The organism is Lactiplantibacillus sp. YT640 (genome assembly GCF_049745435.1).
Taxonomy (GTDB): domain Bacteria; phylum Bacillota; class Bacilli; order Lactobacillales; family Lactobacillaceae; genus Lactiplantibacillus; species Lactiplantibacillus plantarum.
In genome coordinates, this window is sequence record NZ_JBMNVY010000016.1 from 25,751 (window position 1) to 42,522 (window position 16,772).

The following is a 16,772-nucleotide window of genomic DNA, read 5'->3' on the forward strand; positions in this document are numbered from 1 at the left end:
ACTTTGGTGCCTTAATGCTTTAATTTTTTAGTAGACTTAATACAGGGAGGATACTGAATTGCGTGTAAATTTCAGCAAACGAAAACATGGTAATGAATTATTAGAAATTCTATTAACGTCATCGGGCTACACCACAGCTAACTTCTTACAACAACATCTACATATCTCACGTCGTAGCCTATTCTATCTAATAAATAAAGTAAACGATGAGCTTGATCAGCATGCAGAATTTCCGATTACTAATGTTAAAAAACTAGGATATTACCTTCCAACTGACACGATCAAATTTCTGCATAAAATGACAGAAAAAGAAACTTCTAGCAAGATCATGACCAACAATGCTAAGCAACGCCAACTACTAATTGCATTTAGTATCCTCAACACTAGTGGTTGCTCGTTAGCGGACCTAACTTACCAATTTAATATTTCTAAGAACACAGTTATTAGAGATATCAAAGTACTACACTCACAACTAGCGCTATATCATTTACAAATCACCAATACAGAATCCGGTAAAATAATCACGGGTTCCCCGACAGCAGTTCGCAAATGGGTGTACGATCATGCTACTCAACTGAAGACACTCATTGAACAAACTAGGCGGGCTACCATTAAGCCCACTACCATAAACGACCAGATTAAACTCTTTGAAAGAATAACTGGAAAATATTTAACCGACGATGCAAGTATCACAATTCGACTATTTTTATATTGGTACTTAACTAACATTAGAGACTGTAATAACCAACTAAGTGATGTTATATCCGCACAAACTGACTTAACACTGGATCACATTTGGGCTAAAAGTTTTTTGAACGATTATCATATCGATAACTCTAATGAGGTTGACTACTTAGTCAAGTTGATCAATTCTAGTCAATTTGCTCATGTCAATTGGAATGACGACTTGATTCAAAAGTTAAAATCATTCTCAGTTCGAATGATTTCTAATTTTAACCACCTCTCCGGCGCACATGTTTCAATCAAGTCGATTAGTGACAGTTTAACGGTTCACTTGCTTTCAACCTACTATCGTGCTCAATATAATATGCCATTTGAATACCCCGACTTAAAAAGTATTCAACAGCATTATCACCACACTTTTGAAATCACTCGTAAAGTTGTCGTACCATTTGAACAATATATTCATCACACACTTTCTGATGATGAAATCGCATTAATTGCCATTTACTTTGGTGGTGCTATTCGTGAGCAAAAAACAAGCACCCCAACACAAAATGAAGTACTTGTCGTTTGTTCTAGTGACATCGGTACCAGTCGTCTATTACTTCAACAACTAGAAAGCCGTTACCGCGGTATTCATTTTTCTAGTCCAATGAATGTGCTTCAATACGAAAATTCAGATCTAAGTAATGTTCAGCTTGTCATCAGTACAATCAAATTAAACACCCAGCGCAACATACCAATAACTACCGTATCTGCTTTTCCTTCCGAGTTGGAGTGGAAGATCATCGATAATGCTATTATTAAGGCTGGGTTGGCAACTTCTGACACACTCAAGTTATTTAATGTGGATACACTATTGGATATTGTAGGCAACTACGCTATGATAAGAAATCCTATGGGTCTGAAACTCGCACTCAACGACTATTTGACCCAGCTAACTCAGGAACCACTATTAGCCGCACCCCAAGAAAATTTATCAGAATTAATCAAACTACTGCCGCCAGAACATGTTGGTTTTCTAAATCATCAAAAATCTTGGAAGCAGGCGGTGCGTACAGCACTGTCCCCCCTACTTGAAGACTATAGTGTTGAAAAAAATTATATCGATCAGATCATTCATTTAACTGAAAGTAACGGACCATACATGGTTATTGGGTCAGGCGTTATGTTGGCGCACGCTGCTCCACGTGATGGCGTTAATAATCTCGGTGCTACTTTCTTTTTACTTGATAAGCCGCTACCTGTTATGACAAATCAAAAAATGGTCCATGTAATTATTGGTCTAGCCCCCATAGATTACGAGAAGCATCTATCATTCATCAGTGACTTGATGACACAATTACAACAAAAGGATTGGTTAACTAATCTGTATCATTTGAATAATAAAAGGGACTTATTCAGATATTTGTATAAAGATAACTAGCTCGTCTTCATTTCATTTATTAATGTATCTAAAAGCAGAAGCCAAGAAACGAAAGTTGCTATCTTGGCCTCTGCTTTTAGAGTTAAAAAGGATTTTTTATTATTAAATAATGCGCTCTTTCCAGTCTAATCTCATTTACTTACTGAACTATTCCAACGATATCATTCGGGGTCTTAGCTTGATATTTCGCATTATTAAAATCGACATTCGGTAATGCTCCCCATTTAGCAACTACAAAATCAACGCCTGCATTCTTTGAAGCCTGCATATCAAAGATACTATCACCAACATACAACGTCCTTTCACGTGCTAAGTTAAATCTCTCTAATGTGTAGGTAATCGGCTCTCCACTTGGCTTTGGATTTTTAGTTAAATCAGCAGTAGTCACAATTGGCATCTTTGCGATAATCGGAAAATGACTGACTTCTTTATCAAATTGAACACGATCCTTAGATGTAACCACTCCCACTGTGAGATTCATTGCCAATAAATCATCTAACATTTGTTCAACTCCCACAAAATACGTTATTTCATTCATATTCTCGTTAAATTCAATTAGATATCTGGCTAATACATTCTGCCAATTTTGAACACCAAATTCTCTCAGGATCATCTCACCGGGCTGGCCAATTCTCTTACGATATTCTTCAATTGGCATATCAACACCCTCGCGAACTGCCCCCTCCTTCAATAACTTAGCAATTAAGTCTGCTGAATTAATCAAGGTATTATCAATATCGAACAAGATATTTTGATACTTCATAAAGAACCCCCCTGCTCCCAAAAAAGAGCACCAAGACAAATATCTCAGCGCTCTAAATTAAGGAGGTTATAATTTTAATATTCTGTCATTCAACTACAATTAGTTTAGTCTGCTAAATCTGGATCATCAGGATTAGAGGCAATCATAACTTTGAGCTCTTTACCGGCCATCATTGCATCAAAAGCGTCACGCCAGTGTTCAAGATCAAAGACCTTCGTAATCATTGCATCTTGGTTAATAGCACCCTTGCTTTCAAGATGTAAAGCAATCGCCCAATCATACGGGTTTTGTGACCGTGAGCCACGATACGTAATTTCATGCTGAATAATTGAACGTTCATCTAATTCATTCATCGGCTTTGCAAAAAGACCAACCTGTTGGAAAGTTCCACCCTTACGGATCAATGGTAATGCAGAGTTAACCGCTGGTGTTGCACCTGAACAGTCATAAACCTTGGTAACACCAACGCCATCTGTCGCATCCATCACGACCTTGGCCAAGTCTTCTTTTTGGGTATCTACAATAATGTCAGCACCTAACTCTTTAGCAATTTGTAAACGATCAGCATCCTTAGTGATCCCAGAAACAATAACAAAGGCACCAATTTCTTTGGCAATCTGCAATGAGAGTAGCCCCATTGGTCCTGGTCCCATAATTAATAAAGTGTCATGTAACGTGAATGGTGTCTTTTGATACATAGCATGAACACAAGATGCTAAAGGTTCCGACATTGCAGCCATCTTGTAGGAAACGTTATCTGGTAAAATGTGAGCACTTTCCTCACGAGTTAGAACATAATTTGCCATTGAACCATTAGCTTTAGTTCCGATTCCTACACGGTTAGGACATAAATTATATTCTTTATCTTGGCAGTAAACACATGTGCCATCCGTTGCAAAAGTCGTTTCACTAGTCACCCGATCGCCAGGCTTTAGCGTTTTAACATCTGGTCCCACTTCAACAACTTCACCTGAAAATTCATGGCCCAAAACAAGTGGTGTCACCGCATTGGCATACTGACCCTTAAATGTATGAATATCAGTACCGCAGATCCCAGTGTAGGCCACTTTTAATAAAACTTTGTCTCCTGTTACTTCAGGGATTGGAATTTGCTTCAGTTCCATATTGTCGTAACCAGATTCCGTCTTAACGACAGCCTCCATAGTTTTAGCGCCCTTTAATTCGTCAGTTTTAGTTGTTTTTACAGTATCCATAATCCATTTTCCTTTCTACGGATAATCCTTTAATTAAATAATGGTTGTACTAACTGTGATAGTTTCAAAATTAACCAGTTCAAGATGTTACCACCCGTATCCAAGTTAGTGACCTCTGATGCGCCCTTTGGAAAGGCAACAATACCGTGCATCATTGATGTCAACGTTGGCCCAAAGTCAGTTGCCATCAACAATGCAAATACCATTACGATAGTAGCAGAGAGTACAGAGTGGACGATATTTCCTTTACGACTAGGAACAATCAAGGCAGCAAAGAACGGAATTGTTGCTAAATCACCGAATGGCAATACCCGGTTACCAGGTAAAATAATGGCTAAGAATAACGTAATTGGTACCATTAATAGTCCAGTTGCCAAAGTAGCTGGTGACCCGGTTGAAAGAGCAGCATCCATTCCTAAGTAAATCTTCCGGTTCCCGTACTTCTCTTGAAGTAACTTTTGAGCACCTTCTTGAATTGGAATTAACCCTTCCATTAAGATCTTAACCATACGCGGCATTAAGAACATCACACCACCCATGGACATTCCAAGCTTCAAAATGTTCGGTACGCTGTAACCACCTAAGGCAGCTAGTAACATCCCAATGACAATCCCCATGACCATGGGTTCACCAAAGACCCCAAACCGTTTTTGAATTGTTTGTGGATCCACATCCCATTTTCTGATTCCAGGAATTTTGCTGACAACCCATCCAATTGGAATACCAAGTAGGCCATAAGCCGCAGCAGAACCAGTTGGAAAGCTAATGCCATCCAAGCCATAAAACTCAGCGACTTTTGGCGCAGTTTTATCAGCAATAATTAAGACAGCGATTTCATAGATAATCCCGCAAAGAATTGCAAACCACCAGTTTTTCGTCACCACATAAGCCGTAGCCGCGGCCGCAATCATATGCCAGTAATTCCAAATATCGATATCAAGTGTTTTAGTAAGATTTAACAAAATTAAGCCAACGTTAACGACTAAAATAATTGGAATCATGATAGCTGAGATCGGCTGTGCCCATGTCCCAGCAGAAACGGCAGGCCATCCAGCATCAATAATCGTTAAATGAAACCCAAACCGTTTAACCATCGCCTGCGCAGCAGGACCAACACTAGTTGTCAACAAATTGATGACTAGGTTAATCCCAATCATACCGATACCAACAGTAATCCCAGATGTGAGTGCCTTACCCGGTTTAACCCTAAAGATTAACCCAACAATAAAGATAATAATGGGAAGCATAACGCTGGGGCCGACATTAATGATGCTTTGTACAACATCAGATAATACTTTCATAATGCATCCTCCTGCTTAAAACCCTAGCTCTTAATTATTGTGCTTGAATTTCGCGTGCTTTAGTCAAGATTTCATCCTGCAATTTATCAACACCAAGACCAGTTAAAAAGCCCATTGCTTTAATCGCTGGAATCTTATATTCAGTTGGTAGTACAGTTGTTGAAATCAACATATCCGCGTCATCCTGCTTAGAAGCAGCTTCAGCAATCTTAATTTGAATCAAATTAGCGTCAATATTATTTTCGGCAAACAAATCTTCAACTTTTTTCATAACAACCGTTGAAGTGGCAATTCCGGCACCGCAAGCTACTAATACATTTAATTTTTTCATAATAATCTCTCCTCGTATTTCTTCTATTTATCTTTTATTTGCTTAACAACTGATGAATTTGGTTAAAGTTCTCGGCATTTTCCAATGAATTTACTAATGAATCATCTTGAATAATTCCCATTAATGCTTGCAGCATCTCTAACTGAGCATGTGGTTTATTCAGACCAAGCACAAAAACTAATTTTGCATCAACCTTTTGCTCTGGATCATCCATCCGACTAAAAGCAATTGGAGCATCATTAACAACCACGGCAACAAATTCTTTGTTGATTGTATCCGCGTCAGTATGTGGAATTGCAACACCTCGATGTTCCAGTTGCAAGCCAGTTGGAAAAGTTGATTCTCGCTTGATTATTTTCGGTAAAAATTGATCAGTTACAAACCCATTTTCCTGTGCCTTCGCGTTAATCGCTGTAAATAATTCCTTCGACGTTTTAAAAGAGGTGTGTAGAAAAATAAGTTGGTCTCTCAAATAATCACTTACTTCAACAAGGTTCTCACTCAAAATAAGACGCTCCCTTCGTATTTATATAAATGTAATCGCTTTCAACAGTTTAAATTGTATCATTTTGCAAATCTTTTGCAATACTTTTCTTTAAAAAAGTTTTTAACACCCGTTTGCAAAGAGTGCTTTGCAACGACATAAGCGTTCGCAAAAGCAAGTTAATTATCTCACAAAGTTCGACATAGCGCTCTATTAAGCGCTTACATGTAAAGGATTTAGATAGAGATTTCAATCACTTTACAAAATTAGATTGCAAACAATTGCCAAATATGTGCTATGATTACTACCGAAAAATAAATTTTATTTTTACAAGGAGGCCACCTCATATGGAAGTTATGCAGCGTCAAAAGTATATTTTAGATCAATTAAACCAACGTGGTACCATTAGAATCGCTGAAATTAGCAAGGAAATTAATGTTTCTCGTGAGACTATCCGTAAAGATATTTACAACCTTGATAAACAAGGACTAGTGCAGGCAATTCGCGGTGGTGCTACTACCCCGCAAAGTGTCAACGAGACAAAGTATGGTAAGCGTAGACACGAAGCAGTTGCTGAAAAAAATGAAATTGCCACCAATGCACTACGCTTAATTCATGATGGGGAGTCAATTTTTCTTGATTACGGTACAACTGCTTTTCAAATCGCCGAAGAAATTAAACATAGCCATCTAACCAATCTAACCGTTATCACTAACTCTACTTTCGTTCTCAACTCGCTACAGTTTGTTAAAAATATTCAAATTGTACTCTTGGGCGGAACAATGCGGACTAGTGAAGGTTCTTTGTCCGGGCCAATCACACTTGCCAATATCAATAATATCTATGCCGACATTGGTTTCTTTGGCTGTGGCGGCGTCAACCTTCAAGCAGGAATCACCAACCACTATATAGAAGAAGTGGAAGTTTCCAAAAAGATGATGTCTCATTGTCGAATGAAAGTTATCTTAGCTGATCACACTAAATTCGAAAAAAATGCACTTTACAAGACAGCCGACGTTAATGATGTGGATGTTATCATCACCGATGAACAATTGGACACTCAGATTGCCAAACAAATTCGCTTAGCCGACATCTCATTAATTAGTGGCAAATAAAAAAAGACGATTGGGGGAAAACCATGCCCCTAACCGTCTTTCTTACTTTTAAATGCCAGGTTCTTAAATTATTTTGCCAATTTCACCTTGACTTTATGATTGAAACCGTTATCATAATAACCGTAATGATAAATAAAACAAAAGTTTGCAAAGGAGTTGCAAAATAATGAGTGAAGCAATTAAATCCAAAACAGTTGATTATTCTTCTGATGACTATCTAAAACGCGTCGATGCCTATTGGCGCGCTGCTAACTACATCTCAGTTGGTCAACTCTATCTATTAAATAATCCGTTACTTCGGGAACCATTAAAGGCGACCGATGTAAAAGTCCATCCAATCGGTCATTGGGGCACAATTGCCGGCCAAAACTTTATTTATGCCCATTTGAACCGTGCTATTAACAAGTATGGGCTCAACATGTTCTACATCGAAGGTCCTGGTCATGGTGGCCAAGTAATGGTTTCTAACTCCTACTTAGATGGTACTTATACGGAAACGTATCCTAAAATCACCCAAGACAAGGCCGGAATGAAGCGCTTATTCAAGCAATTCTCATTCCCAGGTGGTGTTGCCTCCCACGCCGACCCTAAGACACCAGGCTCAATCCACGAAGGTGGCGAACTTGGCTACTCAATCTTGCATGGTGCTGGTGCGGTCTTAGATAACCCTGGTTTAATTGCTGCTACTGTTGTTGGTGATGGTGAATCTGAAACTGGCCCATTGGCAACTTCTTGGCAAGTTAACAAGTTCCTCAACCCAATTACAGACGGGACAGTCTTACCAATCTTGAACTTAAACGGCTTCAAGATTTCTAACCCAACAGTTCTTTCACGTGAATCACATGAAGAACTTGAAGACTACTTTAAAGGTCTAGGCTGGGATCCACACTTTGTTGAAGGTACAGACCCTGCCAAGATGCACAAAATCATGGCTGAAGAATTGGATAAAGTCATTGAAGAAATCCACGCAATTCGTAAGAACGCCAAGGATAACAATGATGAATCTCGTCCTAAGTGGCCAATGATTGTTTTCCGGGCACCTAAGGGCTGGACCGGTCCTAAGAGTTGGGACGGCGAACCAATTGAAGGTTCATTCCGGGCTCACCAAATTCCAATTCCTGTCGATCGCAATCACATGGAACACGCCGACAAATTAGTTGACTGGCTCAAATCATACAAACCAGAAGAATTATTTGATGAAAATGGTACTTTAAAACCAGAAATTGCCGCAATCATCCCTGAAGGCCAAGCTCGTATGGCTGCTAATCCCGTCACTAACGGCGGCAAGTTAACTAAAGACTTAATTACACCAAATATCGATGATTATGCTTTGGACAACAAGGATCACGGTAAGGAAGACGGTTCAGACATGACTGAACTTGGTAAGTATATCCGTGATTTAATCGAATTAAACAAAGATAACAAGAACTTCCGCGGTTGGGGTCCTGATGAAACTTTATCTAACAAATTAGGAGCTGCGTTTGAAGATACCAAGCGTCAATGGATGGAACCAATCCACGAACCTAACGATGCTTTGTTAGCACCTCAAGGCCGGATTATTGACTCCATGTTGTCAGAACATATGGATGAAGGCATGTTGGAAGCTTACAACTTAACTGGTCGTTACGGCTTCTTTGCAAGTTATGAATCATTCCTACGCGTTGTGGATTCAATGTTAACCCAACATTTCAAGTGGTTACGGAATTCTCACGAAGAAACACCTTGGCGGGTTGATGTCCCTTCATTAAACGTGATTGCATCATCAACTGCCTTCCAGCAAGATCACAATGGTTACTCTCACCAAGATCCAGGTATCATCTCACACTTGGCTGAAAAGAAGACCGAATATGTTCGGGCCTATCTCCCAGGTGACGCTAACACCTTGATTGCAACTTTTGATAAGGCGATCCAAAGTAAACAATTGATTAACTTGATCATCGCCAGCAAGCATCCCCGTCCACAATGGTTTACGATGGACGAAGCTAAGCATTTAGTTCGTGATGGCTTAGGTGTGGTTGATTGGGCAAGTACTGATAATGGTGAAGAACCCGACGTTGTCTTCGCAACTGCCGGCTCTGAACCAACGACTGAAAGTTTAGCGGCCGTATCAATCTTGCACGCTCGCTTCCCTGAAATGAAGATTCGCTTCATTAACGTTGTCGATCTTCTGAAGTTGAAGAAGGACGACCCACGGGGCTTATCAGATGCTGAATTTGATGCCTTCTTCACTAAAGACAAGCCAGTTATCTTTGCATACCATGCTTACGATGACTTAGTAAAGACCATCTTCTTCGACCGTCATAACCATAACTTACACGTTCATGGCTACCGCGAAGAAGGCGACATTACCACGCCATTCGACATGCGTGTTCGCAACGAACTCGATCGTTTCCACTTAGTTAAAGCTGCCTTATTAGCAACGCCAGCCTATGCCGAAAAAGGTGCCCATGTCATCCAAGAGATGAACAGCATCTTAAACAAGCATCATGACTATATCCGTGCTGAAGGTACTGATCTTCCAGAAGTTGAAAACTGGAAATGGACTGCATTGAAGTAGAACGATAACCATGTCTAAATCGTATTCATAAGAAATGAAAGAAGCTATACCAACAGTTGTGTTGGTATAGCTTCTTTCATTTCTGATCTATTTCTATTTGGCAAAAACTATGCTATTGTAGCGTTAACATAAGGAAACCATGATGGGAGCCAAATCTATGAGTATTGTAACTACTGTCGAGGAGTCGTATCCGACACTCTCACGACAAGAACGCAAAGTCGCCTTAAAGGTCATTCAAGAGCCGAAAGAAGTCCAAAAAATGACGATTTCTAGTCTGGCTAAGAACGTTCACGTTAGTAATGCGACCATTACCCGTTTTGTCAAAAAAATGGGCTGTGAAAACTTTTACGCCTTCAAAATTCAATTAGCCGAAGGGCCAGTTGTCCCTGCAACAACCACTGACAAAAAAGATACCGTTGCGGACCAGGTCTATAGTTACTACAAGAAAATACTGAGTGGAACGTGGGAACGATTATCCCCCGACGATCTCCATGCCGCCGTTAATTTAATCTCCAAGGCTCGCCGAGTCTATCTGTACGGTCTGGGTAGCTCGGGCTATACCGCACAAGAGATGACCCAGCGCTTAATTCGAATGGGGATTGCCGCTTTCTCGATGACCGACACCCATATCATGTACATCAGCGGTGGCATCATGCAACCTGGTGATATTATCTTGGCCATTTCTCTTACTGGTGCTACAGCAGAAGTCAACGACTCAGTTGCGTTAGCCAAAAAGAAGCAAGCCAAAGTTATTGCCATTACGTCTGATGAACGCAGTCGCTTAGCAGAACTAAGTGATCTTACGATTCTCGTAAAAAACAGCAAATTCGTCAACAACTCGCGCTTTGTTAACTCGCAATTTGCCATAACCTACGCTCTTGATATTATCGCCGCCATGCTATTAGAGAATGCGAAGTATCGTGATCGAATGAATCATACGATCGATTTAATTACAGATAATAAATTCGGTAAACGCTAAAAAACTACCATCAAGATTTCAGCTAATCTTGATGGTAGTCTTTCCGATTTATCTCTGAGCAATTTGTGGGTATCGCTGCAATATGTCAACTTCAGTTCGATTAAGTGCATGGTCAGCGCACAGGATAATCGCTGCACTATCTAGATTGTGATGATAAAAGTGACTATTTTTGACAGTAAACAAAATGCTATACTGATTCGCTAGCCGCATATAGCGCCCCATGATATCCATATCTAATTGACCGTTCAACAAAAGCTGATAGTCTCTTGGTTGCCGCAATACCGGCACTAGTACTGACGTAAAGTCATACCTCAGAGCCTGCTTAAATGAAATTTGAAGTTCAACTCGTTCGTAAAAGGTCCCTAAATAACGGTGTTGTTCATCTGGATGTAGATCCGGTACACCAAACATTCCATTTTGCAAACGAGTACCCAATACTTCCTCATTATCTTGCATTCGTCACTCCTATTTAAAGTCCACTTGCGTCAAATCTAACATTTCACTCAACCAACTTAGCACTAACGGAACCCAGTTCGCCGCACGTGGCTCAATATCTTCTGGGTAATTATATCGACTAGTTTCAACTGTACTCAAGCACAGACCGTGTTTTCCATGTGTAAATGTATGAATATCATACTCGACATGATGCCTAGCTAGTGCTTCTGCGTACAATAAACTATTCATTGTTGGCACTACCGCATCCGCACAAGTATTCCATAAAAACGTTGGCGGTGTCTGATCAGTAACTAGGTTCTGACTAGCCCAATATTGTTCATCTGGACTAATTTTAAAGGCCTCTTCTCGACTTTTCGGAAAACCTGCCGCCAAGTCGATAACCGGGTAACCTAAGACCTGCAAGCGTGACGTCAATGGGCTATCACCAAAGCCGTGAGTTTTGAGGTACTCGGTGTTATTCCCCATCGCGTTAGTTAATGCTGCGACGTGACTGCCCGCCGAGAAGCCCATCAAAATCGTCTTATTCGCATCACCATAATGTGGTGGCCCTTGAGTTTTAGCATACTTTAAGGCAGTCAAACCGACATCAATTGCGTTGGGATAAACTGGCCCGCGATCCAATAGATTGTATTCCACTACCATTGTCTGATAGCCCTGTGCACTAAAAGCCAAAGCAATCGGTTCTGCTTCACGCTCTGTCATTTGAATAAATCCACTGCCCGGAAAAATTAGAAGGATTGGCCATCTCCGAGGATCATAATCCATTTTAAGTTGGTCTTTCCAATAGCAGGTTAATTTAAATTCAAAATGTTGCGGCGTCATTAATCTCAATTGCTCATATTTCATTTTCACACCCCCCCTAAATTTCAGTACTATTCTTGCTAGCATATAATGTACGTAACCAGCCCAATGCCATTGGAAACCAGTTTTGAACCCGTGGGACCACATCTTCAGGGTGATGATAGCGAGAATCAGCTAAATCACCAAATGCCAATCCGTGGACACCGGCTGCATAGATATGGCTCTCAAATGGAACATTATGCTCACCTAGCGCTGCTAAATAGACCAGACTATTCACAACTGGAACAAGCTCATCAGTCCGCGTTGCCCAAATGAAAGTCGGCGGTGTTTGACTCGTGACTAACTCTTGCGCATGCCAGTAAGATTCATCCGTAGTCACAGCCATCATCTCATGATGACTAGTTGGAAAACCCATTGTCAGATCAATCACCGGATAGCTTAAAATTTGCGCAAATGGTACTAGCTTTGTCTCTTCAAAGCCATGATTATTTAAGAATTCTGATTGAGCGCCAAGCGCTGTCATCACGGCTACCAAATGTCCACCCGCCGAAAAGCCACTGACAACAACGTGATCAGAATCAGCATTCAACTCCTGCGCATGCCGTTTAACGTAGCTTAATGCCGCTAATCCAATCGTGGCAGCTGTTGGATAAAACGGGCCATCCGACGTAAGATTATACTTCACTACGGCCGCCTGGTAACCCTTTGCAATAAATTTAAGTGCTACAGCTTCAACTTCCCGCTCAGAGTAGCCCGCAAAGCCACCGCCAGGAAAAATCAACGCTAATGGCCACTGTCGATCATCCGGAAATAGCGTGAATTGATCATGTTGATAGATCCACATCGTAAATGGCTGTCCTTCGGGCGTTTTTAAAGCTAGTGTGCGTATCTCCATTTCCATAACCTCCTTAAAATCTGTGTCAATAACTTGCCTTGAAACAGATTGAGCACAAAATCTCGACTATCCTCATGTGAAGACAATCGAGATTTCAGATTTACGTCTACGTCTTGTCCTAAACATCATGGGTTAGACTAATAACCAAGCGATATTAATACAAGATCGTCGGACATTTTAATTCTTCTTCACGTATGTTTCATTAATTGTTGAAACAGTCAATCCAGTCACATCATGATTACCACCTGGGAAGAGTAGGCTAACAACGTAGCTCAAGACAAAAGCTGAAATGAAGGCAACGCAAGCAACCAATAATGAAGAGATGTTTAATGATTGTACCCAGAAGGACAAGCCGACACTTAACACTAGTCCGGTTAACACCCCAACCGTATTAGCACGCTTCGTAAAGATCCCAACAGCGAAGATTCCGGCAATTGGCACACCAAAGATACCAGTGACCGACAAGAATAAGTTCCAAATCTGTGAAGCGTTACCCATCAACAGATAAATCGCAACGGCTAATCCTAACACGCCTGCAATGATAATGATTCCCCGAGCCAAGGTAACATCATTACTATTTTTGAACTTATCGTTAAAGAAACGTTGTTTAAAGTCTGTAATTACACACGAGGAGATCGCGTTGAGACTAGAAGCAATCGTTGATTGCGCGGCCGCAAAGATTCCAGCAATCACTAATCCTGCAACCCCAGCTGGCATTTGGGTAATGACAAAATATGGTACCACCGCACTCGTATTGAATCCTGCTGGCAAGGCAGCTGTGTGTTGATAGAAACTGTAAAGAATCGTACCCATTCCAAAAAATAATGGAATGGTAATCAATGCTAACCAGCCATTAGTGTACATAGATTTATTAGTATCTTTAATCGTAGCTGTCGTCTGATAACGTTGTACAACATCTTGACTACCAGTATATTGATACAAACTATTAAAGATTTGACCAGCTAAGATCAACGGCACAAACTTAGATAGATTGCCAATATTAAAGTCGTTACCAGAGATAAACTTATGATTGGTAACGACATCGTTAACCACCGTACCGAAACCACCCTTGATATAAAAGATTCCTAAAACACAAATTAACAGAGCACTACCTAGAAGCAAGAATCCTTGAATAACATCGCTCCAAATAACTCCTTCAATCCCCCCTAAGAATGTATAGAGAATGCAAAGGCCACCGACAACACAGGCAATTAGAATTGGATTGATGTTTGAAACCGATGTAATAGCAATAATCGGTAAATAGATGACAATGGCCACCCGGCTGATATGATAAAGTACGAACAGCAAACTACTAATGGCCCGCATGACTGGGCTAAACCGTTCTTCCAAGTATTCATAAGCTGTCGTTACTTTCAATTTGCGGAAAAATGGAATGTAGAATTTAACTAAAATTGGAATAATAATTAGAATCGAAAAACTTCCGATAGCGTATGCCCAGTCACTCAAAAATGCTTGTTCTGGAGTTGACATAAAGGTAATTGCGCTTAAAGTAGTTGCGTAAATACTGAACCCCGCCGCCCAAGCAGGAATATGCCCTTCTGCTTTGAAAAATGAATCCGTGTTTTTACTAGCTTTTCTGGTAAAATAAGCTCCGACACCTAGCATTGCCAATAAGTATGCTCCTAAGACAACCCAATTCAGAACTCCAAATCCAACTTTACTCATGATTTCGCCTCGCTTGTTTTATTTAAACTAATATGTGATACAGCTCGTTTACCATGTTGAATAAATGTTTTAAGCATTGATGGCGCAATAAGTGTCGCCATAACAGTCACCACAATCATTGCCGTATAGTGATTATGATCGATTAAGCCCGCCGAGACAGCGACATTCGCGACAACCAGTGCCATCTCACCTCTTGAAACCATTCCGGCGCCCACAATATTGGCCTCATTCCAGGTCAATCCAAACAATTTACCGCCAATGGCACCACCAATTTGCTTGCCTAAAATCGCAAGCACTAGTAACAATCCGATAAAAACTAGATCGTTTTGCATTCCCTTAAAGGTAATTTCAAGACCAATGCTGACAAAGAATGCTGGAATAAAGACGGCATACCCAATTGGTTCAACCTTAGCAACAAGTTGCGCCTTAAAGCGTGTTTCTGAAATCGCTAACCCCGCAATATATGCACCCAAGACATCGCTCATTCCTAACTTAACGGCTAAGAACGAAAAACCAAAACAGAGCACCATCGCCGCTGTCGTAATATTCTCAGATGCATTAACCTTATTGAATCCTCTCAGAAAGAGTGGGACAAACCACTTAGCAAGTGCGATTACAACGACGAAGAACAGTACTTTCGGCAAAACCATTGCCACAAGCGATTGGTTGTGCGCACTAGCAGTGCCAAACAGGCTTGTACTGATTCCCAATAGCACCACACAGATAATGTCGTCCGCTACGGCTGCGCCTAGAATAATTGCACCTTCACGTGTATTTAAATAATCCATTTCTTTCAATACTTGAACGGTAATGCTTACAGAAGTTGCACTCAAAATAAGCCCGAGAAAAATTGAAGTCGTCAGTGAGAAATCGAACATTCCCACACAAAGTAGGACGGCCGATGCCGTTGGAAAGATGACGCCTAATGTCGCAACAGTTAAAGCTGGCTTCCAGTAGCGAAAAAGCAATTTCAAATCGCCCTCTAGACCAGCAATAAACATTAAAATAATGACCCCGATTTCGGCAAAGTACTGAATAAAAGTACTATACGTTAAGATGTGAAAGACTGCGGGTCCCGCTAAAATTCCGACTAATAGTTCCCCAATCACACTTGGCAAGTTAAAGGTAGCCGCAATATGCGCACCTAACTTTGTCAGTAATAAGATTAAAACTAATTGCAAAAGATAGTTCATATTATTGAACCTCGCTAACTTAATGCTTGTTTAACCAAATCAATCTGTCCCGATAAATCTGCAGCTGCAATATTATATTCCAGAAATACTGGGATTTCGGGTGACAACTGACCTAATAGACTGTGCCAATCCGTTGCCCCTTGTCCCAACATCACCGTTGTTTGATCCTTGATATCCTTCAAATGAAATACGGTGATTGCTGACTTCAATGCTGCAAAGGCTGGTTCAGGCTGTTGATCAATCCAATACCAGTTTCCGGAATCGAAAGTGTACCCTAATGACAACTTTTGTGACTTAACCCAAGCAACATCTGACTCAAATGTCGCCAAATCACCATTCGCATTAGGTTGGTTCTCGATCGTAACTTGTATGGGGGTAGTTGCTAACAGCTGAGTTAGCGCTTCCAAGTCATGTGCTTGCAATGTTGGTTGCACACCAAAGCTATACTTCAATGATTTGATATGATATTTGGTTGCCAGTTCTAGATTTGTCACTAGACTTGCGTTATAGCCATCACTGCTAAACAGTTCCTCTGGAACCGAATAATAGAGATCCCAGTGTTGTTCCTCACAAAGCTGACTGATTGCTAACAGTTCCGCCGATCGCGTCTCGGGTTTGAAGAATTCACCGCGAACTTCAACTGCACTAACATCAAAACGAGTTACTAATGTTTTTAAGCACTCCAGTTGAGTGGCTCCTGCCTGAACTTGTGACTCATAAATTGCGGTGTTAATTCCGATCTTCATGATTTAGTCCACCCTTCACTAATTTCAAAATAAAAAACCGCTACTTAAAATCTTGCAAACATGCTTAGAAAACTGGGCTTTAACACTCAGTAGGCACTGCTTGCACTATTTTTTAGTAGCGGTTGAACTGTTCGAATGATT

General features: G+C 40.6%; 15 protein-coding genes. 4 read left to right on the plus strand and 11 right to left on the minus strand.

What is annotated here, in order from left to right; genetic code table 11:
- Positions 1–58 precede the first annotated feature (58 nt).
- Positions 59–2,110 carry a BglG family transcription antiterminator gene (locus ACOV1R_RS10450; protein WP_217203227.1) on the plus strand — a complete coding sequence of 684 codons (2,052 nt, stop codon included), beginning with the start codon at positions 59–61 and terminating at the stop codon, positions 2,108–2,110.
- A 139-nt stretch (positions 2,111–2,249) separates the two neighbouring features.
- Here ACOV1R_RS10450 and ACOV1R_RS10455 read toward each other — a convergent pair whose 3' ends face one another.
- From ACOV1R_RS10455 to ACOV1R_RS10475, 5 genes are all read right to left on the minus strand, one after another.
- The gene (locus tag ACOV1R_RS10455) at positions 2,250–2,873 is read right to left on the minus strand and encodes an HAD family hydrolase (protein ID WP_003646204.1); all 624 of its coding nucleotides are present in this window, start codon (positions 2,871–2,873) and stop codon (positions 2,250–2,252) included.
- A 104-nt stretch (positions 2,874–2,977) separates the two neighbouring features.
- A complete protein-coding gene (locus ACOV1R_RS10460) occupies positions 2,978–4,087 on the minus strand; it encodes a zinc-binding dehydrogenase (RefSeq protein ID WP_003642907.1) in 1,110 nt (369 codons plus the stop codon).
- A 29-nt stretch (positions 4,088–4,116) separates the two neighbouring features.
- Entirely contained in the window at positions 4,117–5,388 is a 1,272-nt protein-coding gene (locus ACOV1R_RS10465; RefSeq protein WP_003642908.1) for a PTS galactitol transporter subunit IIC, read from the minus strand.
- 34 nt (positions 5,389–5,422) lie between these two features.
- On the minus strand, positions 5,423–5,719 hold the full coding sequence (locus ACOV1R_RS10470; RefSeq protein ID WP_003642909.1) for a PTS sugar transporter subunit IIB: 297 nt from the start codon (positions 5,717–5,719) through the stop codon (positions 5,423–5,425).
- A gap of 34 nt (positions 5,720–5,753) precedes the next feature.
- Positions 5,754–6,224 carry a PTS sugar transporter subunit IIA gene (locus ACOV1R_RS10475; protein WP_003642910.1) on the minus strand — a complete coding sequence of 157 codons (471 nt, stop codon included), beginning with the start codon at positions 6,222–6,224 and terminating at the stop codon, positions 5,754–5,756.
- 326 nt (positions 6,225–6,550) lie between these two features.
- Here ACOV1R_RS10475 and ACOV1R_RS10480 point away from each other — a divergent pair, with 326 nt between their 5' ends.
- From ACOV1R_RS10480 to ACOV1R_RS10490, 3 genes are all read left to right on the plus strand, one after another.
- On the plus strand, positions 6,551–7,318 hold the full coding sequence (locus tag ACOV1R_RS10480; protein ID WP_003646205.1) for a DeoR/GlpR family DNA-binding transcription regulator: 768 nt from the start codon (positions 6,551–6,553) through the stop codon (positions 7,316–7,318).
- 166 nt (positions 7,319–7,484) lie between these two features.
- Complete coding sequence (locus ACOV1R_RS10485) at positions 7,485–9,875, plus strand: phosphoketolase family protein (protein ID WP_015379565.1); 2,391 nt, start codon at positions 7,485–7,487, stop codon at positions 9,873–9,875.
- Positions 9,876–10,032: 157 nt separating this feature from the next.
- A complete protein-coding gene (locus ACOV1R_RS10490; protein ID WP_003646207.1) occupies positions 10,033–10,854 on the plus strand; it encodes a MurR/RpiR family transcriptional regulator in 822 nt (273 codons plus the stop codon).
- A 48-nt stretch (positions 10,855–10,902) separates the two neighbouring features.
- Here ACOV1R_RS10490 and ACOV1R_RS10495 read toward each other — a convergent pair whose 3' ends face one another.
- The 6 genes from ACOV1R_RS10495 to ACOV1R_RS10520 form a co-directional block, all read right to left on the minus strand.
- Complete coding sequence (locus ACOV1R_RS10495; protein WP_003646208.1) at positions 10,903–11,310, minus strand: YueI family protein; 408 nt, start codon at positions 11,308–11,310, stop codon at positions 10,903–10,905.
- A 9-nt stretch (positions 11,311–11,319) separates the two neighbouring features.
- A complete protein-coding gene (locus tag ACOV1R_RS10500; protein WP_306822925.1) occupies positions 11,320–12,198 on the minus strand; it encodes an alpha/beta hydrolase in 879 nt (292 codons plus the stop codon).
- Positions 12,170–13,006 carry an alpha/beta hydrolase gene (locus tag ACOV1R_RS10505; protein ID WP_003646210.1) on the minus strand — a complete coding sequence of 279 codons (837 nt, stop codon included), beginning with the start codon at positions 13,004–13,006 and terminating at the stop codon, positions 12,170–12,172. Before ACOV1R_RS10505 ends, ACOV1R_RS10500 begins: the two co-directional genes overlap by 29 nt.
- 177 nt (positions 13,007–13,183) lie before the next feature.
- Complete coding sequence (locus tag ACOV1R_RS10510; protein WP_003646211.1) at positions 13,184–14,692, minus strand: sodium:solute symporter; 1,509 nt, start codon at positions 14,690–14,692, stop codon at positions 13,184–13,186.
- The gene (locus ACOV1R_RS10515; RefSeq protein WP_003646212.1) at positions 14,689–15,885 is read right to left on the minus strand and encodes a cation:proton antiporter; all 1,197 of its coding nucleotides are present in this window, start codon (positions 15,883–15,885) and stop codon (positions 14,689–14,691) included. The genes ACOV1R_RS10510 and ACOV1R_RS10515 overlap by 4 nt, the downstream gene beginning before the upstream one ends.
- 14 nt (positions 15,886–15,899) lie before the next feature.
- The gene (locus tag ACOV1R_RS10520; protein WP_003646213.1) at positions 15,900–16,631 is read right to left on the minus strand and encodes a sugar phosphate isomerase/epimerase family protein; all 732 of its coding nucleotides are present in this window, start codon (positions 16,629–16,631) and stop codon (positions 15,900–15,902) included.
- Positions 16,632–16,772 lie beyond the last annotated feature (141 nt).